General features: G+C 74.8%; 12 protein-coding genes. 8 read left to right on the top strand and 4 right to left on the bottom strand.

Annotation, left to right across the window (positions count from 1 at the left end; translation table 11 throughout):
• Positions 1–55: 55 nt before the first annotated feature.
• Complete coding sequence (locus D7318_RS16740; RefSeq protein WP_120697918.1) at positions 56–9,862, bottom strand: type I polyketide synthase; 9,807 nt, start codon at positions 9,860–9,862, stop codon at positions 56–58.
• 153 nt (positions 9,863–10,015) lie between these two features.
• On the bottom strand, positions 10,016–10,231 hold the full coding sequence (locus D7318_RS16735) for a DUF5988 family protein (protein ID WP_120697917.1): 216 nt from the start codon (positions 10,229–10,231) through the stop codon (positions 10,016–10,018).
• A 290-nt stretch (positions 10,232–10,521) separates the two neighbouring features.
• On the opposite strand from D7318_RS16735, the gene D7318_RS16730 reads away from it, so the two are divergent.
• The 4 genes from D7318_RS16730 to D7318_RS16715 all read left to right on the top strand — a co-directional run bounded on the left by D7318_RS16730 (position 10,522) and on the right by D7318_RS16715 (position 15,804).
• Positions 10,522–11,355, top strand: a complete 834-nt coding sequence (locus tag D7318_RS16730) for an ABC transporter permease (protein WP_120697916.1) — start codon at positions 10,522–10,524, stop codon at positions 11,353–11,355.
• A gap of 152 nt (positions 11,356–11,507) precedes the next feature.
• Positions 11,508–13,421 carry an IucA/IucC family protein gene (locus D7318_RS16725; protein WP_120697915.1) on the top strand — a complete coding sequence of 638 codons (1,914 nt, stop codon included), beginning with the start codon at positions 11,508–11,510 and terminating at the stop codon, positions 13,419–13,421.
• Positions 13,418–15,208: an IucA/IucC family protein gene (locus D7318_RS16720; RefSeq protein ID WP_120697914.1), complete on the top strand. Its 1,791-nt coding sequence runs from the start codon at positions 13,418–13,420 to the stop codon at positions 15,206–15,208. The genes D7318_RS16725 and D7318_RS16720 overlap by 4 nt, the downstream gene beginning before the upstream one ends.
• Positions 15,205–15,804 carry a GNAT family N-acetyltransferase gene (locus D7318_RS16715; protein ID WP_120697913.1) on the top strand — a complete coding sequence of 200 codons (600 nt, stop codon included), beginning with the start codon at positions 15,205–15,207 and terminating at the stop codon, positions 15,802–15,804. The genes D7318_RS16720 and D7318_RS16715 overlap by 4 nt, the downstream gene beginning before the upstream one ends.
• A gap of 373 nt (positions 15,805–16,177) precedes the next feature.
• Here the strand turns inward: D7318_RS16715 and D7318_RS16710 are convergent, their stop codons facing one another.
• Positions 16,178–16,921 carry an SDR family oxidoreductase gene (locus D7318_RS16710; protein ID WP_120697912.1) on the bottom strand — a complete coding sequence of 248 codons (744 nt, stop codon included), beginning with the start codon at positions 16,919–16,921 and terminating at the stop codon, positions 16,178–16,180.
• Between the two features lie 94 nt (positions 16,922–17,015).
• Here D7318_RS16710 and D7318_RS16705 point away from each other — a divergent pair, with 94 nt between their 5' ends.
• Entirely contained in the window at positions 17,016–17,624 is a 609-nt protein-coding gene (locus D7318_RS16705) for a TetR/AcrR family transcriptional regulator (RefSeq protein WP_120697972.1), read from the top strand.
• Between the two features lie 146 nt (positions 17,625–17,770).
• Here D7318_RS16705 and D7318_RS16700 read toward each other — a convergent pair whose 3' ends face one another.
• Entirely contained in the window at positions 17,771–18,811 is a 1,041-nt protein-coding gene (locus tag D7318_RS16700) for a LacI family DNA-binding transcriptional regulator (RefSeq protein ID WP_183091443.1), read from the bottom strand.
• A gap of 348 nt (positions 18,812–19,159) precedes the next feature.
• On the opposite strand from D7318_RS16700, the gene speB reads away from it, so the two are divergent.
• From speB to D7318_RS16685, 3 genes are all read left to right on the top strand, one after another.
• On the top strand, positions 19,160–20,494 hold the full coding sequence (speB, locus tag D7318_RS16695) for an agmatinase (RefSeq protein ID WP_120697910.1): 1,335 nt from the start codon (positions 19,160–19,162) through the stop codon (positions 20,492–20,494).
• Between the two features lie 38 nt (positions 20,495–20,532).
• Positions 20,533–22,131: an ABC transporter substrate-binding protein gene (locus D7318_RS16690; protein WP_120697909.1), complete on the top strand. Its 1,599-nt coding sequence runs from the start codon at positions 20,533–20,535 to the stop codon at positions 22,129–22,131.
• Between the two features lie 64 nt (positions 22,132–22,195).
• Positions 22,196–23,515: an MDR family MFS transporter gene (locus D7318_RS16685; RefSeq protein WP_120697908.1), complete on the top strand. Its 1,320-nt coding sequence runs from the start codon at positions 22,196–22,198 to the stop codon at positions 23,513–23,515.
• Positions 23,516–23,564 lie beyond the last annotated feature (49 nt).

Genomic DNA, 23,564 nt, shown 5'->3' with positions numbered 1-23,564 from the left:
TTGGTCGAAGGACGCGGAGGTGCCGCCGAGTTGTGGAATCCGGCGGGGGGTTGAGTCAGCTCGGCTTTCCCAACTCCTTCAGAAACTCGAACACTTCGTCGTCGGACGCCGATTCGAGCTTTTCGGCGACGGTCTCCGCCGTGTCGGACGGCGCGTCGCCCGCGCCGTTCCAGGCGGCGAGGATCTCCTCGAGGCGGCGGGTGATCCCGGCGCGTTCGGCCTCCCCCGCCACCAGCCGGGACAGGCCGATGTCCAGCTGGTCGAGCTCGGCGTGCAGGCCGGTCACGGTCAGCGTTCCGTCGTCCACGAGATCGGGGCGCAGATGGTCGGCGAGCGCGGCGGGTGTGGGGTGTTCGAAGACGAGCGTGGCGGGCAGCCGCAGCCCGGTCGCCCTGCCGAGGCGGTCCCGCAGCTCGATCGCGGTCATCGACTCGATGCCCAGGTCGCGGAACGTGCGCTGGGGCTCGACCGGGGCGCCCTTGCGGTGGCCGAGCACGGCGGCGGCGTGGCCAGCGACGAGCCTGATCAGCTCGTGGCGCTGCTCGTCGGGCGAGAGGGTGGCGAGGCGTGCGCGCAGGGCGTCCGCGGCCTCGGCCGAGCCGCTGTCGCCCGGCTCCCCGCCCTGGCCGCCCTCGCCTTCGGGGCCCAGGGCCGCGAGGGCCGCCCTGGCCTCGGGCACCGTCCCGATGAACGCGCTCGGCCTGGCGAGGGTGAACCCGGGGGCGAAGCGGCCCCAGTCGATGTCCACGACGGCCGCCGTCGCCACGTCGCGCTCCAGGGCGCGCTCAAGGGCGACCAGGGCCGGCTCGGGCCGCAGGGGCGGCAGTCCGCTGCCATGGGTGGCGCGGTGCAGGTCGCGTTGCGCCTCGGGTCCCATGGCGCCCTCGTCGCCGAAGACGTCCCAGACGCCCCAGGCGAGCGAGGCCGCGTGGCGGCCCGCGGCGCGGCGGCGCTCGGCCAGCGCGTCCAGGTGGGCGTGCACGGCGGCGTGGGCGGCGTGGTGTCCGCCGCCCCAGAAGCCCGCGACCGAGGAGAAGTGGACGACGGCGTCGAGGGCGTCCTGGTCGAGCAGCTCGTCGAGGTGCTGCGCGGGGAGGGCGGACGCCGCGACGGCGCGGGCCAGTTGGGGCACCCCGAGGTCGGCGAGCGCGGCGAGATCGGCGGCCGACGCGGTGTGGACGACGGCCCTGACAGTGTCGCCCTGGCTCTCCAACCGCTTGAGCGCCTGGACGAGTTGGGTGCGGTCGGCCGGGTCGCACGGCGCGAGGGTGACGCGGACGCCACGCTCGGCCAGGTCGCGCGCCAGAACGTCGGCCTCGGGATCCGCGTCGGCCTCGGGGAGGCGCGCGTAGGTGAACACGACGTGCTCGGCGCCGCGTTCGGCGAGCCAACGGGCCACATGGCGCTCGACGGGTCCCGCGCCCCCGGTGATCAGCACGGTGCCCGAGGGGCGCCACGCACGGCCGGTGTCGGTCGCGGCGTCGGTCGCGGGGCCGGTCGCGGGGTCAGTCGCGGCGTCGGTCGCGGGGCCGGTCGTCGCGTCGGGGCCGGTCGGCGCCAGGCGGGTCATGCGGCGGACCCGGGTGCCGCCGGGGCGCAGCGCGAGCTGGTCCTCGCCCGCCCCGTTCGCCAGCGCGGCGGCGAGACGGTCGGGGTCAGGGAGGTCGGGGAGCTGCGGGAGGTCGATCAACCCGCCCCAGAGCAACGGGTGTTCGGCGGCGGCCACCCGGCCGATGCCCCAGATCGCCGCCTGCCGCGGATCGGGCGCCGGGTCGGCTCCCGGCACCGCGACCGCGCCCCTGGTGGCGCACCACAGGCGGGCGCCCGGCGGGAGGGCGGCGAGGTCGGCCGCCGCCTGGATCAGCACCAGGGTGCCCGCCGCCCCCGCGGCAAGGCCGAGGTGCTCGGGGTGCGGGCGCCCGTCGAGGGCGAGCAGCGACAGAACGCCGCGCGGCTCGGGCACCTCGGCCAGGGCCCGGCCCAGCGCGGCGGCGACGGCGGCCCGGTCGTCCACGGCGCCGTCCACGGCGACGCGATGCACGGCGGCCCCCGCGCGCGTCAGCAGGTCCTCGATCGGGTCGGCGACGGCGGGCCCCTCGTCGGGGGGGACCACCATGAGCCAGGTGCCGCTCAGCGCGCCGGGCCCGCCGGCCGCGCCAGGCAGTGGCTCCCAACGCGCCCGGTAGAGCCAGGAGTCGGTGAGGGAGCGCTCGCGGGCGCGGCGGCGCCACTCGGACAGCGCGGGCAGGGCGTCGGTCAGCGGCGCGTCGCCCGGCAGGTCGAGCAGGGTGCCGAGCGAGCCCAGGTCCCCGGCCTCGACGGCGGTCCAGAAGCGGCGTTCGTCCTCGTCGTCGGCGGTGGCGCCGGGCTCCGGGGACGCGGGCGCCCCTGAGTCGAGCTGGTCGAGGACCCAGTAGCGCTGCCGTGTGAACGGGTAGGTGGGCAGGTCGGTCTCGACGGTGGACGCGGTGGGCGGCAGGAGCGGGAGCCAGTCGACGGGGGCGCCGTTGACCCACGCCTGGGCGAGCGAGCGGGCGAAGCGCCCCGCGCCGCCCTCGTCGCGGCGCAGCGTGCCGATGACCGCGGCGTCCGACCCCGCGGCCCGCGCGGTCTCCGCCACCCCGACGGTCAGCACCGGGTGGGCGCTGACCTCGATGAACGTCTCGTGCCCCGCCTCCACCAAGCCCCGGATCGCGTCCTCGAACAGCACCGTCCCGCGGAGGTTGCGCACCCAGTGGTCGGCGTCGAGCTCCGCCGTGTCGAGCGGCTCTCCCGTGACGGTCGAGCGGAACGGCACATCGCCCGAGCGCGGCGCGACGCCCGCCAGCGCGGCGGCCAACTCCTCGCGGACGATGTCCACATGGGCGGAGTGCGACGCGTAGTCCACGGCGATGCGCCGCACCCACGCGCCCTCGTCGCGCAGCTCGGCGGCCCAGCGGTCCGCCGCCTCTGGCTCGCCCGAGACGACCGTGGCCTCGGGGCCGTTGACCGCGGCGACCGAGAGGCGTTCGCCCCACGGCGCGAGCCTGCGGGTCACCTCGGCGACGGGGAGGGCGACGGAGAGCATCGCGCCGCGCCCGGCGAGGCGTTCGCGGATGATGCGGGAGCGCACGGCCACGACACGGGCGCCGTCCTCCAACGACAGCCCGCCCGCGACCACCGCCGCGGCGATCTCCCCCTGACTGTGCCCCACCACGGCCGCGGGGCTGACACCGAACGACTCCCACAGCCGCGCGAGCGACACCATCACCGCCCACGACACCGGCTGCACCACATCGACCCGGTCCAACGGCCCCGCAAGCTCCGCGCGCAGATCCCACGCCACCCACGGCCGCAACGCCTCCGCACACGCGTCAAGCGCCGCCGCGAACACCGGGAACTCCTCGGCGAGTTCGAGGCCCATGCCCGACCACTGCGAACCCTGCCCGGGAAACACGAACACCGCGCCGTTCTCGGGCCGCACCGCGCCGGTGACCGCCTCGCCCTCGTCGCCCGAGGCCAGCGCGGCCAGGCCTCCGGCGATCTCGTCCGCGTCGGTGCCGAGCACCACGGCCCGGTGTTCGAGACGGGCCCTGGTGGTGACCAACGCCCGTGCCACGCCCTCCCGTTGCCGCGGGTCGTCGTCGGGTGCGAGGGCGGAGAGCCGGGCCGCCTGGGCGCGCAGCGCCGCCTCGGACCGCGCGGAAAGCACCCAGGGCAGCAGCGCCCCGGCGGGAGCGTTGCCCAACTCGGCCGGAGACGCGGCGTGTTCGGGGGCGCGCTCCTCGGCCGTCGGCTCGGGGGCCTGTTCGGGGCCCTGTTCGATGATGAGGTGCGCGTTGGTGCCGGACATGCCGAACGACGAGACCCCGGCGCGGCGCGGACGCCCCTCGGGGGTGTCCCACGCCACCGGCTCGGTGAGCAGCGCCACCGCGCCCGTCGACCAGTCGACATGGCTGCTCGGCCGGTCCACGTGCAGCGTCGCGGGCAGCACGCCCTCGCGCAGCGCCATCACCATCTTGATCACGCCGCCCACGCCCGCGGCGGCCTGCGTGTGGCCGATGTTGGACTTGAGGGAGCCGAGCCACAGCGGCCGGTCCGCGGTGTGCCCGCGCCCATAGGTGGCCAGGAGCGCCTGGGCCTCGATCGGGTCGCCGAGCGTCGTTCCCGTGCCATGCGCCTCGACCGCGTCGACATCGGCCGGGGTCAGGCGCGCGTCGGCGAGCGCGCGGGTGATCACCCGTTGCTGGGAAGGGCCGTTGGGGGCGGTCAGGCCGTTGGACGCGCCGTCCTGGTTGACGGCGGAGCCACGGATCACGGCCAGCACGCGGTGCCCCTCGCGCAGCGCGTCGGACAGCCGCGCGACGACGAGCGCGCCGATGCCCTCGGCCCAGCCCGTTCCGTCGGCGGCCTCGGCGAACGCCTTGCACCGGCTGTCGGCGGACATCGCGCGCTGCCGGGAGAACTCCACATAGGTGCTCGGCGTGGACATCAACGTCACCCCCGCGGCCAGCGCCAGGTCACACTCCCCGCGCCGCAGCGACTGCACGGCCAGGTGCAGGGCCACCAGGGACGACGAGCAGGCGGTGTCGACGGTGACCGCGGGGCCTTCGAGGCCCAGCGCGTAGGCGACGCGGCCCGAGACGACGGACGCGGCGCTGCCGGTGGCCTGGTAGCCCTCGACCAGGTGCGGCGCGCGGCCGAGCAGGGCGCCGTAGTCCTGGCCGTTGGACCCGGCGAACACGCCGGTGCGCCCGCCGCGCAGCCCGTCGGGCGCGAGCCCGGCGCGTTCGAACGCCTCCCACGCGGTTTCGAGGAGCAGCCGCTGCTGGGGGTCCATGACGAGCGCCTCGCGGGGGGAGATCCCGAAGAACTCGGCGTCGAACTCGGCCATGTCGTACAGGAATCCGCCCTCGCGGGCATAGGACGTGCCGGGCCGCTCGCCCGTCGGGTCGTACAGGGCCTCGACGTCCCAGCCGCGGTCGGCGGGGAACGCGCCCACCGCGTCCACGCCCTCGCGCACCAGGCGCCACAGGTCCTCGGGCGACCGCACGCCGCCGGGGTAGCGGCAGGCCATGCCGACGATGGCGATCGGCTCGTCGGCCGCGGTCCCGGGGGCGACGGCGGCCTCGGCGGCGGCCCCTGTCGCGAACCGGTCGTCGCCGCCGAGGAGTTCGTCGCGCAGATGGCTCGCCAGCGCCTCGGGGGTGGGGTGGTCGAAGACCAGGGTGGAGGGCAGCCGCAGCCCGGTCTCGGCGCCGAGGCGGCTCCGCAGCTCCACGGCGGTCAGCGAGTCGAGGCCGAGGTCCTTGAACGTCCGCCCCGCGGGGAGGCGTTCGGCGCCGGTGTGGCCGAGGACGGCCGCGACCCCGGCGAGTACGGTCCCGATCAGGATCCGCTCCCGCTCCTCCGGGGCGGCCTCGGCCAGGCGGCGGGCCAGCGCGGTGCCGCCCGCGGCGCGCGCCTCGTCCCCGTCCTCCGGCCCGGCCAGCTGCCGGGCGACGTCCGGGAGTTCGGAGAGCAGCGGGCTCGGCCGCGCCGCGGTGAACGCGGGGGCGAAGCGCTCCCAGTCGATGTCCGCGACGGTGACCGCGGTCTCGTCCAGGTCGAGGGCGCGCTGGAGCGCGGCGACGGCCGACGCCGGGTCCATGGTGCGCACGCCGCGGCGGCGCAGCTGCTCGGCCGTGTCGCCCTCGGCCGCCATGCCGCCCCCGGCCCAGGCGCCCCATGCCACGGCGGTCGCGGTCAGGCCGCGGGCGCGCCGGTCGTGGGCGAGCGCGTCGAGGTGGGCGTTGGCCGCGGCATAGCCGCCCTGGCCGCCGCTGCCCCAGACCCCGGCGATGGACGAGAACAGCACGAACGCGTCCAACTCCCGGTCGCCGAGCAGCTCGTCGAGGTGGGCGCCGCCCAACGCCTTGGCGGCCACGACGTCGTTGAGCTCTTCCTCGGTCAACTCGGCGATGGGCGTGGAGTGGAGGGCGCCCGCGGCGTGCACGACGGTGCGGGGCTGCCGGTCGGCGGGCAGCTCGTCAAGCAGCCGGGCCACCGCGTCGCGGTCGGTGACGTCGCACGCGACCAGCTGAACGGTGGGGCCCAACGCGGCCAGCTCCTCGGCCAGTTCGGCCGCGCCGGGGGCGTCGGGGCCACGGCGCCCGGTGAGCACGAGGTGGTCGGCGCCCGCGCGGGCGAGCCAGCGCGCCACATGGGCGCCGAGGCCGCCCGTGCCGCCGGTGATCAACGCGGTGCCGCCGGTCACCCAGGCGCGGGGGGTCTCGGCGGGCGCGGTGGGGCGGACCAGCCGCCGCACGAAGACGCCCGTGTCGCGCACGGCGCACTGGTCCTCGCCGTCGCCGTTGGCCAGCACGTCGGCGAGCCGGTCGCACAGCCTGGCGTCCGGCTCAGCGTCGGCGGGCAGGTCGACCGATCCGCCGAGGCGCGTGGGGTGTTCGAGGCCGAGGACGCGGGCGAGGCCCAAGACCGCGGCCGACTCGGGCGCGGGGACGCGCTCCCCCGGGGTGACGGCCACCGCGCCCCGGGTGACCAGCCACAGCGGGGCGTCGAGCGGCCCGGTGAGCAGCGCCCGCGCGAGCGCCAGCGTGGCGGGCAGGGCGCGCTCGGCCGCTCCGCGGGGCCCGCCGCCGGGCCCGCCGCCGGTGTCGTGGGGGAAGGCGAGGAACGACAGCACGCCGCGTGCGGTGGCCGCGTCAGGGGCGGCGGCGAGCAGGTCGGCGATCCCGGCCGGGTCCGCGGTGGCCGGGTCCACGACCACCTCGACGACCTCGGCCCCGCGCCCGCGCAGCGCGCGCAGCGCCGCGGCCAGGGGCCCCTCGTCGCCGGGCGCCGCGGGCAGCACGGCGAGCCAGGTGCCGTCGAGCGGGTCGGCGGCGGGCCGACCTACGGGCCGCCACGTGGTGCGGTAGCGCCAGGCGTCCACCGTGGCGCGCTCGCGCAGGCGTCGCCGCCAGGCGGCCAGCGTGGGCAGCAGGGCGCCGAACCCTGGCTCGGGGTCGCCGTCGAGTTCGAGCGCGTCGGCGAGGGCGGCGGCGTCGCCCCTCTCCACGGCGTCCCAGAAGCGCGCCTCGCCCGGGTCGTTGTCCCCGGCGTCCGCGAACCGCCCGCCGATCTCGGGGAGTTCGAGCCAGAAGCGCTCGCGCTGGAACGCGTAGGTCGGCAGCTCGACCTCGCGCCCGCCGGGGCAGAGCGCGGCCCAGTCGACGTCGGCGCCCGTGACCCAGCCGCGGGCCAGGCCCTCGATCAGGGCCATGGGCTCGGGCCTGTCCTTGCGGCCCAGGGGGCAGCGCACCGTCGCGTCGGGGCGGGCCAGGGCCTCGGCGGCCAGGCCGCTGAGCGTTCCGTCGGGGCCGATCTCCAGCAGGTGGGTGACGCCCTCGGCCTCGAGGGCGGCCACGGCGTCGGCGAAGCGCACGCCCTCGCGGACGTGCCGCACCCAGTAGTCGGGCGAGGCCAGGTCCCCCTCGGCCGCCCATCGCCCCGTCAGGGTGGAGACGGCGGGAGCCTGGGGCGCGCGATACTCCAACCGCTCCACCACGGTGCGGAATTCATGGAGCATGGGGTCCATCAGCGGCGAGTGGAACGCGTGACTCACCCGCAGCCGACGGGTCTTGACGCCGCGCGCCGCGAACGCGTCGGCGACGCGCAGCACCACGGGCTCGGCGCCCGAGACGACCACGGCGCTGGGCCCGTTGACGGCGGCGATCCCCGCCTCGTCCTCGTGCCCGGCCAGCGCGGCGATGACGTCGCCCTCGGGGGCGGCGACGGCCACCATGGCGCCGCCCTCGGGGAGTTGCTGCATCAGACGGCCGCGGGCGACGGCCAGGGTGCAGGCGTCCTCGAGGGAGAGGATGCCGGTGGTGTGCGCGACGGCGATCTCGCCGACCGAGTGGCCCGCCACCAGATCGGGCCTGACCCCGAGGGAGGCGATCAGCCGGGAGAGGGCCACCTCGTAGGCGAACAGCACCGGTTGGGCCCACTCCGTGCGGCGCAGGGTCTCCTCGTCACCGTCGAACGCGACGGCGTTCAACGGCCCGGGCAGCAGGTCGTCGAGGACCGCGCGCACCTCGTCCCACGCGGCGGCGAACGCCGGGAACGCCCGGTACAACTCCCGGCCCATGCCCGGGCGTTGGGCACCCTGTCCGGCGAAGAGCAGGCCCACGCCCGCGCCGTTGCCGCGGGGGGTGCCGGTGATGAGACCCGGGCGTTCCGCGCCCTGGGCGAGGGCGTCGAGCCCGGCTCTCAACGCGTCGGGGTCGCCGCCCAGGACGACGGCCCTGTGGTCGAGGGCGGTGCGGGTGCGGGCGAGGGACCAGCCCACGTCCACGGCGGACACATCGGCGCCGTCAACGCCGTCAACGCCGTCGGCGAACTCCCTCAGCCGGGCGGCCTGTCCGCGCAGGGCGTCGGCGCCGCGGGCCGAGACGACCCAGGGCACGACCGCGGGGTCGGCGGCGGGAGCGGCGGCGGGGGTGGCGGCGGGCTCGGCCTCCTCCAGGATCAGATGCGCGTTGGTGCCGCTGATGCCGAACGACGAGACGGCCGCCCGCCGCGGCCTGCCGGTCTCCGGCCACTCCGCGGGCTCGGTCAGCAGCCGGAGGACCCCGGCGTCCCAGTCGATGTGGGGCGAGGGCTCGTCCGCGTGCAGGGTGCGGGGCAGCACGCCCGAGCGCAGGGCGAGGACCATCTTCATGACTCCGGCCACACCCGCCGCCGCCTGGGTGTGGCCGATGTTGGACTTGACGGAGCCGAGCAGCAGCGGCCGGTCGGCCGAACGCCCTTCGCCGTAGGAGGAGATGAGCGCCTGGGCCTCGATCGGGTCGCCGAGGCGCGTCCCCGTGCCATGGGCCTCGACGGCGTCCACATCGGCCGGGCCGAGGCGGGCGTCGGCCAGGGCTCTTCCGACAACCTCGCGCTGTGCCTCGCCGTTGGGGGCGGTCAGGCCGTTGGACGCGCCGTCCTGGTTGACAGCAGAGCCACGGATCACGGCGAGCACCCGGTGCCCGTGGCGTCTGGCGTCCGAGAGCCGCTCGAGCAGGATCATGCCGACGCCCTCGGCGGGGCCGAACCCGTCGGCCGCCGCCGAGAACGCCTTCGAGCGGCCGTCGGGCGCCAGGCCCTGCTGACGGCTCAGCTCCACCAGCCAGTTGGGCGCGGACATCACGGTGACGCCCCCGGCGAGCGCCAGCGCGCACTCGCCGCGCCGCAGCGCCTGCACCGCGACATGCAGGGCGACGAGCGAGGACGAGCAGGCGGTGTCCACGGTGAGCGCGGGCCCTCGCAGCCCGAACGTGTAGGCGATGCGGCCCGACATCACGCTCGTGGTGTTGCCGATCGCGAGATAGCCCTCCAGGTCGCGCGCCGCGGGGTGGCCGTGGCGGGGCGCGTAGTCCTGGGGCATGGCGCCGACGAAGACGCCGACGGACCCGCCGCGCAGCTCGGCGGCGGGCAGCCCGGCGCGTTCGAAGGCCTCCCATGAGACCTGGAGCAGTAGGCGTTGCTGGGGGTCCATCGCCAGCGCCTCGCGCGGCGGTATCCCGAAGAGGTCGGCGTCGAACTCGCTTGCGTCGTGCAGGAATCCGCCGCCGCGCACATAGCTCTTGCCCGCGCTCAGCGGGTCGGGGTCGTAGAGCCCTTCCAGGTCCCAGCCGCGGTCGGCGGGCAGCGGCGAGACGGCCTCGGCGCCCTCGTCGAGCAGGCGGGCCAGGGCCTCGGGCGAGTCGACGCCTCCGGGGTAGCGGCAGGCCATCGCGACCACGGCGACGGGCTCGTGGCGTCGCGTCTCCGCCTCCCCGAGGCGCTGCCGGGTCTGGCGGAGATCGGCGGTGACCAGCCTGAGATAGTCACGCAGCTTCTTTTCGTTCTCAGACACCGGAGGAACTCCCCACAGGCAAGCGGAAGGGTGGGTGGGCGCACGGGAGGGGACGGCGCGTGGTGCGGGTTTCGGGGACGGAAGGGGTGGGGCGGTGGGGACAGCCGGTGCCCAGGGGGAGGGGCTCCGGCTACCGCCCCGGTCGGGGTGCGGTCACTCGGCGACGTAGGTGCGGCGGGTCCACTCGAAGACCCGCAGCTCGCTCCCGTCGTGCAGGACCGTCTCCGGAGTGGGCCTGAAGTGCTCGTAGGCGTTGCCGACCGGGATCTTGAGCGTCATCTCGATGTCGAGGACATGCCTAAGGCGCTGCGGATCGGCCCCTCGGAGGGGCCCACCGCGCAGGATCACATTCGGTTCGGGAAGGCTCATCTGGGTTCACTCCATCGGTGACGAGACAGGCGTCGGGTGCGGGCGAAAGACCGTGCTCCGCGCGTGCCGTGTGGGTCTCCACGAGTCTTCTCACCAGGTCATGGAGGGGATTCTTCTGCGCGGCCGCCTTCCGGCGGACCCGGGGCCGCCCCTGGCCGACACCCCAGCCCGGGCGCCCCACCCGGCGGCCCATGACCCCGGTATACACGTAGGCGAACGTTTGCTATCGGCTCGGACGGCGGCCTTCGCCGCCCCTGTGCGCCGTCGCGCGCCGCTTCTACAGTGGGCGGGTGACGAACGGCGCGCCCTCCCTGGTCTCGGTGAGCCCCACCCTGGGGGTCGTGCTGTGCCTCCTGCTGATCGCCGCCGCGACGGTTGCGGCGCTGTGGCGGCTCACCCCGGGGGCCGGAACGGGCCGGGGCGCGGGCGGGGGCGCGCACGGCGGCGTGGACGACGCGCCGGGCGCCTGGCGCGCGATGCTGATCGCCGGCGCGCGCGCCGCGTTGCAACTGTCCCTCGTCTCCCTGGTGATCACCTGGGCGGTGACATCGGCGGCGGGCGTGCTGGCGTTCGTGGCGGTGATGTTCGCGGTCGCGGTGCGCACGGCGGGCAGGCGGCTGACCGCGAACCGTACGGGGTGGCTGACGGCGGCCCCGATAGCGGGCTCGGTGGCGCCGGTCGTGGCGGTGTTCCTGCTCACCGGGCTCGTCCCGCCCGAGGGGCTCAGCCTCATCCCGGTGACCGGCATCCTCATCGGCGGCGCCCTCACCGCGACGGTGCTGGCCGGGCGGCGCGCCCTGGACGAGCTGGCGGCGCGGCGCGGCGAGGTGGAGGCCGCGCTGGCCCTGGGGTTCCTGGTGCGGGACGCCAGGTGGGAGGTGGCGCGCCCGGCCGCGTCCGAGGCGCTGGTGCCGGGGCTCGACCAGACGCGCACGGTGGGCCTTGTCACCCTGCCGGGCGCGTTCGTCGGCATGCTGCTCGCCGGGGCGAGCCCGTTGATGGCGGGGGCCGCTCAACTGTTCGTGCTGATCGCCCTGATGGCCGTCCAGACGGTCGCCGTGGCCGTCACGACGGAGCTGATCACCCGCCGTCTCCTCCATCGCGAGGGACCCTCGGGAACGTAGCCTCCCACCGAGAGGCAACGCCGGGCCATGAAAGGGCCGTTGAGTGGGCGTCAGGGGCGCCGTTGCCCCTAAGGCAAGGCTAACCTAATCTTGTGCGGGTCTCGGGCGCGGAGCCCGTTCGCCCCAGCCCCACCCTCCCCCGGAGCCGCTCGATGCCCCAGCGCCACCCCACCGCCGACGACCGGACGGCCGAGGAGCCGACATCGCCGGGGCACCCCGTCCCCAAGCTGCCCGAGGTCCCCAAGCTGCCCGAGGTGCCCGAGCTGCCCGAGGTCACCCCCGCGGCCTGGCGCGAGTCGGGCCGTCGGCTGCTCGCCAAGGCCCTGGGCGAGTGGTGCTTCGAGGACATGCTCAAGGCGGTCGAGACGGAGCCCGGCCGCTACCGGGTCGACCTCGACAGCGGGACGACCTATGTGTTCTCCGCCGCGCCCGGCGCGTTCGGCTGGCTGCGCGTGGACCCCGGCTCGATCACCCGCACCGCCACCGGCATGCTGGGGAACTCCATCGCCGAGCCCGCCTGGGACGTCCAGCGGTTCCTGCTGGACGCGGCCTCCACGCTGGGCACCGACGCCTCCACCATCGCCACCTACTTCACCGAGCTGGCCGCCACCCAGGCCGTCGACGCCGCGCGCGCCACCCGCGGCGGGGAGCGCGCGACCGAGCTACTGGCCCTGGGGCACGCCGAGTTGGAGTGCCGCATGACCGGGCACAACCTGCTGGTGGCCAACAAGGGGCGCATCGGCTTCTCGGCCTCCCAGGTGCGCGCCTACGCGCCCGAGTCCGCGCGGCCCGTCCAGCTGCGCTGGCTGGCCGTCCACCGGGGCCTCGCGGAGTTCCGCGCCACCCCCGAGCTGTCCGAACGCGACGTGCTCTCCCGGGAGTTGGACGAGGGGACGCGCGCCGACTTCACCGCCGTGCTCGAACGCGCCGGGCTCGCGCCCGAGAGCTTCGTGTGGATGCCCGTGCACCCCTGGCAGTGGGACCACGCCGTGCAGATCCTGCACGCCGCCGACATCGCCCAGCGCCGCATCGTGCCGCTCGGCGAGAGCCCCGACGCCTATCTGCCGGGCCAGTCCATCCGCACCATGGCCAACGTCAGCAACCCAGGCCGCTATGACGTCAAGCTGCCGCTGAAGATCCTCAACACCCTGGTGTGGCGCGGGATTCCGCCGCACTGCACCTCGGGGGCGCCCGCCGTCACCCAGTGGCTCCGCGGCCTGCTCGACCGCGACCCGCTGCTCGCCGATGAGACCAGGACGGTGTTCCTCGGCGAGGTCGCCTCGGTCACGGTGCGCCACCCCTACCTCGACACGTTCCCCGATGTGCCCTACCAGCACCTGGAGACGCTGGGCTGCATATGGCGTGAGTCGGTCTCCTCGCGTGCCGAACCCGCCGAGCGGGTACGGACGTTCGCCTCGCTGCTGCACGTGGACAGCGCGGGTGACGCGTTCGTCGCCGCGCTGGTGCGCGCCTCGGGGCTGCCGCCCGAGCAGTGGCTACGGCACCTGTTCGGCACCCTGCTCGACCCGCTGCTGCACGTGCTCTACCGCTACGGGGTGACGTTCAACCCCCATGGCCAGAACACCCTGTTGGGCTACGACGAACGCGACGTCCCGCGCCGCCTGTTCCTCAAGGACTTCGTCGACGACGTCTGCGTGTCCTTCGACGACGTGCCCGAGCGCGGCCCCGAGCCCGACAGCCACGGCCACATCCTGCCGCGCAAGCACCCCTCGATCATCCGCCAGCATGTGATGGACCAGGTCTTCGTGGGCCACTTCCGCTATCTGGCCCCGCTGTGCGCCGATCAACTCGGCGTTCCCGAGGGGAAGTTCTGGGCGATGGTCCGCGAGACCATCCTCGCCTTCCAGGCCCGCTTCCCCGAGCTCGCCGACCGCTTCGCCGCCTACGACCTGCTGATCCCGCGCATCCCGCGCTACGGCCTCAACCGCGACCGGCTCGTCGTCACCCGCTACACCGACCGGGCGCTGCGCCACGCGCTGTACCCCAACGGCACCCACCCCAACCCGCTCGCCGCCGCTCGGCCCCCTCAGGAGAGTGCCCGATGAGCCCCTCGCCCACGACCACGACCGCGGCCCAGGGCGCCGACCTGCTCGACGCGGCCGACCCGCGCGCCGCCGCCGAACACGCCCATCTGGAGGCCGTGTTGCGCTGCTGGCTCCAGGAGAACGCGCCCGCGCGGCCCTCGGGTCCCGTCCGCGTCGCGCTGCCCACCTCGGGCCTGACCCTGGAAGCCGAGCTGACGCACTGGTCGGCGACCGGCTGGCACCGTTTCGGCCCCGTCACCCTGCGAGGCCCCGGCGGGCCGCTCGGCGGCAGCGCCGACCCCGTCACCGCGGTGGCGCTGCTGGCCGCCGAGGCCACGGTGGAGGGCGGGCGGCGCGCGGGCGGCGTTCCCCGGGGGGAGGCGGCCGACCTCGTCGAGCGCACCGCCGAGTCCGTCCGCCGCGTCACCGCCTTCGTCGCCGCGCGCCGCGCCGCCCCGGCGCCGCCGCCCGAGGTCGACGGCTTCCTCGACGCCGAACAGGCCCTGCTGCTCGGCCACTTGCTCCACCCGGCGCCCAAGAGCCGGGACGGCGTCTCCGACCGCGACGCGGCGCGGTACTCGCCCGAGCTGCGGGGCTCCTTCCGGCTGCACTGGTTCGCCGCCGACCCCTCGGTCGTCTCGCACGACGCCGTGGTGGGCGCGCCCTCGCTGGGCGGGCGCGACACCGTCCAGCTCATGGCCGACCTGGCCGAACACCCGGCCCCCGACGGGCGGTTGCTGATCCCCGCCCACCCGTGGCAGGCCCACGACCTGCCGCACAGGCCGAGGATCGCCGCCCTCGTCGCGTCGGGCGCGTTGGAGCCGCTGGGCGAGCTGGGCCCCCACTGGTGGCCGACGTCAAGCCTGCGCACCGTCTACCGGCCCGGCGCGCCCGTGATGCTCAAGCTCTCGCTGGGCCTGCGGCTGACCAACTCCCGCCGGGAGTCCACGCGTACGGAGCTGACCCGGGGCCTCGAGATCAACCGGCTGCTCGACGCGGGCCACGGCGCGGCGACGTTCGCGGCGCACCCCGGCTTCGCCATCACCCGCGACCCCGCCTGGATCGCGGTGGACGAGCCTGGCCGCCCCGGGGGCCCCGACGTCACGGGCCTCGATGTCGCGGTGCGCGAGGTGCCGCCAGGCGTGGGCCAACTCCGGTGCCTCGCGGGCCTGGTGGCCCCGCGCCCAGGGCTCGGGCGCAGCGCGCTCGGCACGCTGGTGTCCGCGCTCGGCCCCGGCGCGGCGGAGTGCTGGGTGGCCGACTACACCGACCGGGTCCTCGTGCCCATGCTGCGCCTCTACGCCGAGACCGGCATCGGCCTCGAGGGCCACCAGCAGAACACCCTGGTCCGCCTGGACGCCGAAGGCCGCGTGACCGGGGGCGCGTTCCGCGACAACCAGGGCTACTACCTGGCGCGTTCCCACCTCCCCGGGCTGCTGGCCACGTCCGGCGCCGCCTCATCGACGCTCGCCGTCGTGGACGACGCGCTCGCCGACGACCGCCTGTCCTACTACCTGCTGCGCAACCAGGCGCTCGCGCCCGTGGGTTGCCTGGCCGCCGAGGGCCTCGCCCGCGAGGCCGACCTGATCGACGCGCTGCGCGTGCGCCTCGCCGCCGCGCTGCCCGCCCTCGCCGAGGCCGGGCCCGGCGGCGACCGGCTGGCGCGGCGCTGGCTCACGGCGCCGACGCTGCCGTGCAAGAGCAACCTGTTCACGCGCCTCCACGGCATCGACGAGGTCCTGGCCCCGCTCGACGCCCAGTCCGTCTACTTCGACGCCCCCAACCCCCTGATGGCGGAGGCCAGGTGACCGCACCGCGGACGGACGCCGCGCGCGAGAACGACGAGATCCCGGGGCCGCCACTGCCCCGCCTCGGCAACCCCTGGTCGGCCCGGGTGGCCGCGGCGCGGGGGGCGGACCTGGACCTGGTGCACCGCTGGATGGCGCGGCCGCACGTGGCCGCGTTCTGGCACCAGGCGTGGACCCGCGCCGCCTGGGCGGACGAGCTGGCCGCCCAACGCGCCGGATCCCACTCGCTCCCCTGCCTGATCGACCGGGACGGCACGCCGCTCGCCTATGTCGAGATCTACCGGGTGGCGCGCGACCGCCTGGCGGCCCACTACCCGTACGCCCCCCACGACCTGGGCGTGCACATCGCGATCGGCGACCGCGACCACCTCGGCCGCGGCCTGGGCCGCGCGCTCCTGGCCGCGCTGGCCCACGGCCTCTTCGAGGCCGACCCCGACTGCGCGAGGGTGGTGGCCGAGCCGGACGAGCGCAACATCCCCTCCACCCGGGCCTTCACCGCCGCCGGCTACCGCCACAGCGGCACGATCCACCTCCCGGAGAAGACGGCCCGCCTGCTGATCCACCCACGCGACACCGGGGCCGCGCCCGAACGTTGAGGCAACGGCCGCTCCGCCGCGCGCGTCTCGCCGCACATCCAGTAGCCCCAACCACGCCGTTCGCCCCGGTGGATCCGCGTCGGCGCGGCGAGCGGCGCCCGCTGCCCCGCGGCGGGAAGGGCGGCGGGCGGGCCGTGCCCGAGCGGGCCGACAGCTCCGATGCGCATGTGCCTCTCGCGCGGAAGGGGAGACCGCACACCCGCCGGTCCCCGCCTCCCGGTGTGGTACCCGGGGTGTGGGGCGGTCGATGACGCCCTGACCTCCCCCCATCGTGCGCGACACCACGCGGCCGAGGGAGGGGCCCACGAGACCCCTTGCTCATGGGGCCCCGCCCCACTACGGCCCGGAGGGCCCGGGGGCCCGCCGCAGCGCGTCAGAGCCGCATCTCGCCGCCGTCGACGTAGATGGTGGCGCCGACGACGAAGCTGCTCTCGTCCGACGCGAGGAAGGCCACGGCGGCGGCGACCTCCTCCGGGGTTCCCATCCGGCCGATCGGAACCCTCGCCGCGAAGCCCGCCTTGACCGCCTCGGCGTTCTCCTCGCCGACCATCCCGGCCACCGCGGGGGTGTCGATGGCGCCGGGCGAGACCGCGTTGACCCGGATCCCCCGACCCTTGAGCTCGTTGGCCCAGGTTCGGCTGAAGGAGAGCAGGGCGGCCTTGGAGGCCGCGTACGCGCCGAACTCCTCGACGCCGTCGTCGGCGCGCACTGAGGAGTTCAGGATCACCGAGGAGCCCTCGTTGAGCAGCGGAAGCGCCTTCTGCACCGTGAACAGCGTGCCCCGGACGTTCACCCCGAAGATGCGGTCGACGTGCTCCTCGGTGGTCTGGTCCAACGTCGCGAACGCCGCCGTTCCCGCGTTGGCGAACAGCGTGTCCAGGCCCTTGCCGCGCGCGCGGACCGCGTCGTAGAGCCGGTCCAGGTCGGCCGGGTCCGCGATGTCACCCGGCACCGCCGTGGCCGACCCGATGGCCTCGGCCGCCGCCTCCAGCTCGTCCTCGCGCCTACCGGTGATGAAGACGTGCGCGCCATCGGCCGCGAGCCGCGCGGCGGCGGCCAGGCCGATCCCGCTGCTCCCACCGGTCACGACCGCCGTCCTGCCTTCGAACTGCCCCATGCTGACGACCTCCCCAAATTTCGGTACCGATCGGTACCGAATGAGACCGTAGCACATCTGGACCGACCGGTACGGAAGAGATAGGGTGGAGCGTGTGGAGACACGGCGGAAGGCGGCGATCGGCCGTCCGCGAGGATTCGACGCGGACGAGGCACTCGAACGCGCCATGCGGGTCTTCTGGGAGCACGGCTACGAGGGCGCCAGCCTCACCGACCTGACCGCCGCCATGGGCATCACCCGCACGAGCATGTACGCCGCCTTCGGCAACAAGGAGGAGCTGTTCAGGAAGGCGCTGGCGCGCTACTCCGCGGGACCGGCCGCCTACGCGGCACGCGCGCTCGACGAGCCGACCGCCCGGCGGGTCGCCACCGCCTTCCTGCACGGCGCGGTCGAGACCGTCACCACCCCCGACCGGCCACCCGGCTGCCTCGGGGTCCAGGCATGCCTGGCCGCGGCCCCCGCGGAGCGGACGATCCGCGACCTGCTGGCCGACTGGCGCGACGACGCCTGCTCCCGCCTCACGGCAAGGCTCCAACGCGCCAGGGACGAGGGGGACCTGCCACCGACCTCCGACCCCGGGCTCCTCGCCCGCCTCCTCATGACCCTGTCGAACGGCATCGCCGTCCAAGCCGCGGGCGGCGCCGATCGCGACGAGCTGCGCGGCGTCGCCGACGCCGCCCTGCGGAGCTGGCCCCCCGCCTGACGGAGGGCCACCTCGCCCCCCCCCGGGCCACGGCGGGCACGCTCAGTGCGCGTACGGCCAGCCCGAGGAGTCCCAGCCGAGCCAGTTGACGCCCAGCGGGCCCCGAGGGCCGTCAACCCCTTGCGGCGCCAGGGGCGTTGGGCGTCCTACGCCGCCGGGTGGGGGTCGTGGGCGCGGGTCGCGGCGCGGGATGTGGAGGGGCGCCAGTGGATTCCGGCGGGGAGCAGTGAGGGCTCGGCCGGGGGCTCGACCTCGTTCTCGATCATCCGGATCAGCAGCTCGGCGCAGGCGCGGCCGAGCGCGCGGGGGTGCATGTCGACGGCCGTGATGCCCGGGGTGGTGACCGAAAGCATGGGGCTGTCGCCACAGCAGGCGAGCAGGATGTCGGCGCGCGGGGCGCGGCCGCGCTCGCGCAGCGCGGCGAGGGCGCCGAGCGCGATGGGCTCCGATGACATCACCAGGAGGTCGGTCGCGGGCTCGGCATCGAGCAACTTCCCCACCTGCGCCTCGTGTTCGGCGGTGTCGGCGTTGCCGAACCGGCTCTCGCGGGTGACGGCGGGCAGCCCGTTCTCGCGGCACCAGTCGAGGAACGTGGTGCGCAGCAGGACGCCCCAGCCGCTGTTCGCGTCGGGACCGATGAAAGCGGGGTGGCCGATGCCCTGGGTCAGGGCGTGGTCCAGGATCCGGCGCAGCGCGTCCGCGTGGTCGGCGGCGACGACGGGGCACGCGGGCAGCCCGGGCGGCAGGTGCTCGCCCGCGACGACGGGGAGCCCCGAGGCGAGGAGCTCGGCCGCGCGCAGGTCGTCGCCGATGGGGTCGGCGATGATGACGCCGTCGACGCGCGGGGTGCGGTTGCGCGGGACCTGGGGGTTGCTCGACAGCAGCGTGAGGTCGTAGTCGGCGGCCTGGCTGCCCTCGAGGGCGCCGGTCACGAACTCCCTGAAGTAGTGGGACGCGAACCGGTCGCCCGCGTGCAGATGGTGCAGCCCTATGGCCTGCACCAGGCCCGTACGCAGGCCGCGCGCAACGGAGTTGGGGCGGTAGTCGAGCGCCGCCGCCGCGTCGAGAACGGCGCGGCGCGTGGTCTCCGTCATGCGGCCCGTGCCGGACAGCGCTTCGGAGGCGGTGCTCAAGGACACCTGTGCGGCACGGGCGACGTCCTTCAGCGTGACTGTCTGGCGCCTCATGCGGCACATCATACGAGCGCGCGGCGCGGGGCCCCGGGGCGGACGCCGCCGCCCGCCGGGCGTTGCCCGTCGCGCGTGTCCTTCGCGCATGTTACGGCGCCGCGTCCTTCAGAAGTCGGCGGGCGCCCCGGGCCCTTTCTGATGGCGCCGCTGTGTAAAACCGTGGCCCGATGAGGGCTCCAGCCATTGACGAATCGATTCGGCAGTTCTTACCTTCTCGTGCGTGCCGAGGGATGGCGACGGGCTCGTCGCTCCGGAGGACAACGACGTTCGTTCGGGGCGACGCTCGCCGTTCCGCCGCCCCCGATGTCCCCCGACTTCCCTTCGCCGTCGCTGATTCGAGGGTCGATGTCCCGATACGAGAACCCCCCCGCCCCTGAACCCGCCGACCACCACGAGCCCTCCGAGCCCTCCGAGCCCCATGGCGCCCACGACCCCCAGGGCCACCAGCCGCACCACCACCACGACTTCGGCGAGGGCTTCTTCCAGCAACCCCCCAGGCTCGGCAGGGGACTCGAGGGCCATGGCGCGGTCGACGACTTCAACGTCGGGCGCACGCCGGGGCCGATCTTCGTCAACCGCAAGGGCGAGGGCGGGTTCGCCGGGATCCAGACGTTCGCCAAGCTGCCGGTGTGCCTCACGCCCGAAGACCTGGTGGCAGGGGAGATCGACGTGGCGATCTGCGGCGTGCCGTGGGACGCGACCGCGTCGGGGCGCAGCGGCACCAACCACGGCCCGCTCGCCATCCGTTCGTGCGACTACAAGGGCGGCTACGGGCGCCCGCACTTCTCGCTCGACGTGCGCGTGGACGCCTTGGAGGTACTGAACGTCTGCGACTACGGCGACGCGCCCATCAAGGTCGGCAACACATGGACGACGTTCGAGGGCATCCGCAAGTTCGTCGGAACGATCGTGGACTCCGGGGCGATCCCCATCATCCTGGGCGGTGACCACGCCACCACCTGGCCATCGGCCACCGCGCTCGCCGACCACTACGGCCACGGCAAGGTCGGCATCGTCCACTTCGACGCGCACGCCGACACGGGCCCCGACACCCCGGGCAGCCTGGCGAGCCATGGCACGCCCATGCGCAAGCTGATCGAGAGCGGCGCCGTGCCGGGCCAGAACTTCGTCCAGGTCGGGCTGCGCGGCTACTGGCCCGACCAGGAGATCATCGACTGGATGTCCGAGCGCCGGATGCGCACGCACTTCATGGCGGAGATCCACCGCGACGGCTTCGCCAAGGTGCTCGAACGCGCCGTGGACGAGGCCCTCGACCAGGCCGACCACCTCTACATCTCCCTCGACATCGACGTCGCCGACCCGGCCTACGCGCCCGGCACGGGCACCCCCGAGCCCGGCGGCCTGACCAGCGTCGACATCCTCACCGCCGTGCGCAGGCTGTGCGCGGAGGTCGGCATCGTCGGGATGGACGTCGTCGAGGTGAGCCCGCCCTACGACGATCGCGGGGAGATCACCGCCCTCCTGGCGAACCGCGCGGTGCGCGAGGCCCTGACCGGGATCGCCATGCGCCGCAAGGGGCTGACCGAGCCCGACTATCTGCACCCCGACGCCGTGGGACCCGGGCGTTCCATGGCCCTGCGCCACACCGCCGACGCGGACACCGCCGGGGGCGCGAGTGACACCACCCCGGGCGCGAGTGACGCCACCCCTCCTTCCTGAGCACCAGTCATGCCTGAGGAAAATCAATGACCCAATTCATGAACAGAGCGCTCCCCTCCCGCGCCGCCCTGGCCCCCGCGCTCGCCGCGGGCGCCGCGCTCGCGCTCGCCGCCTGCGGCGGCTCCACGGGTGGCACCGCGGGCTCCGCGGCGCCCGACGACGGCGTGCTGACCATGGGCCTGCTCAACGACATCGGCCAACCCCCCGACCCCGACGTCTACTACGCGGGCAACGGCCTCGCGCTGACCACCAACATGTATGAGGGACTTGTCCGTTACGAGCCGGGCGCCGAAGAGCCCACCATCGGGCCGAGCCTGGCCACCGCGTGGGAAGTCTCCGATGACTTCACGACGTTCACCTTCACGCTGCGCGAGGGCGTGACGTTCCACGACGGAACGGCCTTCACCTCGGCGGCAGTCGGCGCCTCGTTCGACCGCCGCGCCGCCGTGGACGCGGGCCCCGCGTACATGGTCGCGGGCGTCGAGGGCGTCGAGACGCCCGATGACCTCACCGCCGTGATCACGCTCTCCGAGCCCAACTCCGCGTTCCTGGACTATCTGGCCTCCCCCTACGGGCCCAAGATGATCAGCCCGACGGCGCTGGCCGAGAACGCGGGCGACGACCACGCGCAGACCTATCTCAGCACCCACTCCGCGGGCACCGGGCCCTACCGGCTCACGGCCGCGCGGGTCGGGGAGCGCTACGAGATGGAGGCGTTCGAGGACCACTGGGGCGGCGAACCCGCGTTCACCACCGTCGAGTTGCCCGTCTACACCGACACCTCGGCCATGCAACTCGCCCTCACAAGCGGCGACTTGGGCCTGATTGTCGGCGCGGTGCCCTCCGCGTCCCAGGAGCGGCTGATCGACGAGGGCACCCTTCAGGCGCTCAGCCTGCCCACGTTCCAGGTCGGCGTCCTCTACATGAATCCGAACCGGGAATTCATGGCGACGGCCGAGGCGCGCACCGCGATGTTCCAGGCGGTCGACTGGGAGAGCGTCATCGACCAGGTCGTCACCCACAAGGCGGACCTGGCGACCGGTGCCTACGCCCGTGGCTCGGTGCCAGGCGGCGCGGACTCCAGGGAGATCGTCCACGATCCTGGGCCCCTCGATGACTATGTGGCCGGGCTGCCCGCCTCCGCGCGCACCGTCGTGATCGGGCACAACGCGGGCAGCGCGGACGACGCGCAGATCGCCAACCTGATCGCGGCCCAGCTCCAGGCGCTCGGCCTGGACGCCACCATCACCGCGTACCAGACGTCGCAGGTCTTCGGCACGTTCGCGAGCGACCCGGCGAACGCCCCCGACCTGCACATTTCGTCCGGCACGTGGCCCGACTCGGGGAGCCCCTACCTCTATGGGCACGTGTTCTGGGACCAGGACGGCGGGCTCAACCACCTCCAGTGCTCCGACGAGGAGACCACCGAGCTGCTGGCCGAGGCGCTGCGCACCGGGGACACCGACACCTATGTCGCGGCGGGCGAGGCCATCACCGCGGCGGCCTGCACCCCGGCCTGGGCCTATGTCCACGACTTCGTGGCCGCGCAGCCCTGGCTCGGCGGGATCGAGGAGTCCCACAGCGTGGCCGAGCCCTACACGCTCGACTTCAACACCCTGACCGTCGCCGAATCCTGAGCACGGACCTGAGCACGCAGCCCCGAGCACGCAGCCCTGAGCAGCCGCCCCAGGAAGGGAATCCATGGCACGCCCCCAGCGGACCGGCGGGCACACCCGCGCCCGCGATCTGCCCCTGAGCTTCTGGTGGCTCTGGCTCGCCGTGCTGGTCACCTGGACCGGGCGGTTTGTCGTCCCGTTCATGACGCTGTTCCTGACCGGCGACGCGGGCCTTTCGGTGTCGGCGGCCGGGCTGATCGTCTCCGGGTACGGCGGCGGCGTGGTCGTCTCGACGCTCGGCGGCGGCGTCCTGTCCGACACGGTCGGCCGCAAGCGCACGCTGGTGGGCAGCCTGCTGCTGTCCGCGGGAACGGTGGTGATCATCCCGCTGTTCGGCCACCCGGCGGCGGTGGCGCTGCTGCTGTTCGCGTTCGGCCTGGTCAACGGGGCGACGCAGCCCGCCATCACGGCGCTGATCGCGGACATGGTGCCCCCGGCCCACCGGAGGACCGCGTTCGCCTACAAGTACTGGGCGGTCAACCTGGGTTACGCGATCGGCCCGGTGATCGCCGGGTTCGTCGCCGACCGCGCTTTCGACCTGCTCTTCTACGGGCAGGCGTGCGTGCTGCTCGTGTCCGCGGCGATCGTGCTGCTGCTGGTCCACGAGACACATGTCCCCGAGCGGGCCGGGCGGGCCGAACACGCCGACGGCGGGGGCGGGTTGCTCGACGTGCTGCGGGACCGGGTCTTCATGACCTTTGTCGCCGCGATGTTCGTCTACTCGGTGGTATACGTCCAGTCGACGGTCTCGCTGCCCGTGGCGATGGCCGACGAGGGGTACACCACGCAGCAGTACGGGCTGCTGCTGACGCTCAACGGCCTGCTGCTGTGCGCGTTGCAGATCCCCAGCGCCCGCTTCATGGCGCGCTGGCACCGGGAGGCCGTGCTCGCGGGCGCGCTGTGCGTGACCGCGGTCGGCGTCGGGCTCCAGGGCGTCGCGTCGTCGTGGGCGGTCTACGCCGTGGCGGTCACCATCTGGACGCTGGGCGAGATGGGCGGCCACCCCGCGGCCCAGTCGATCGCCGCCGACATGTCGACCCGGCGGGCCCGTGGGCGCTATCTCGGCGCCTACGCCCTGGCGTTCAGCACCGCGACCATGGTCGGCCCGCTCGTCGGCGGCGCGGTGAGCGAGCATCTGGGCACCGCGGCGCTGTGGTTCGGCTGCGGAGCGGCGTGCCTGCTGCTCGCCGTCTTCCTCTCGCTCACGGCGCCCGCCCGCCAGGAGCGGCTGGCCGCCGAGGCCCGCGAGGCCTCGGCCATCGGCGCCCCCGAGGACGCCGACCGACCGCCGGGGGAAGGGGGGTTCGACCCACGCCCGGCGCCCGTCGACCGCCCCTGGCAGTAGCCCCGCACCGGCCCCCGCACCCCCCACTCCGCTCAACTCGGCACCCGCG

This window comes from Streptomyces radicis, assembly GCF_003626575.1.
GTDB classification, from domain to species: Bacteria; Actinomycetota; Actinomycetes; order Streptomycetales; family Streptomycetaceae; genus Streptomyces; species Streptomyces radicis.
This window is presented reverse-complemented; position numbering and strand designations above follow the sequence as displayed.

What these genes read in the sequence shown, in the direction of transcription:
- D7318_RS16690 (WP_120697909.1), top strand. Translation starts at nt 20,533, where the DNA reads ATGAACAGAGCGCTCCCCTCCCGCGCCGCCCTGGCCCCCGCGCTCGCC.
- D7318_RS16725 (WP_120697915.1), top strand. Translation starts at nt 11,508, where the DNA reads ATGCCCCAGCGCCACCCCACCGCCGACGACCGGACGGCCGAGGAGCCG.
- D7318_RS16685 (WP_120697908.1), top strand. Translation starts at nt 22,196, where the DNA reads ATGGCACGCCCCCAGCGGACCGGCGGGCACACCCGCGCCCGCGATCTG.
- D7318_RS16720 (WP_120697914.1), top strand. Translation starts at nt 13,418, where the DNA reads ATGAGCCCCTCGCCCACGACCACGACCGCGGCCCAGGGCGCCGACCTG.
- D7318_RS16700 (WP_183091443.1), bottom strand. Translation starts at nt 18,811, where the DNA reads ATGAGGCGCCAGACAGTCACGCTGAAGGACGTCGCCCGTGCCGCACAG.
- speB (WP_120697910.1), top strand. Translation starts at nt 19,160, where the DNA reads ATGTCCCGATACGAGAACCCCCCCGCCCCTGAACCCGCCGACCACCAC.
- D7318_RS16735 (WP_120697917.1), bottom strand. Translation starts at nt 10,231, where the DNA reads ATGAGCCTTCCCGAACCGAATGTGATCCTGCGCGGTGGGCCCCTCCGA.
- D7318_RS16710 (WP_120697912.1), bottom strand. Translation starts at nt 16,921, where the DNA reads ATGGGGCAGTTCGAAGGCAGGACGGCGGTCGTGACCGGTGGGAGCAGC.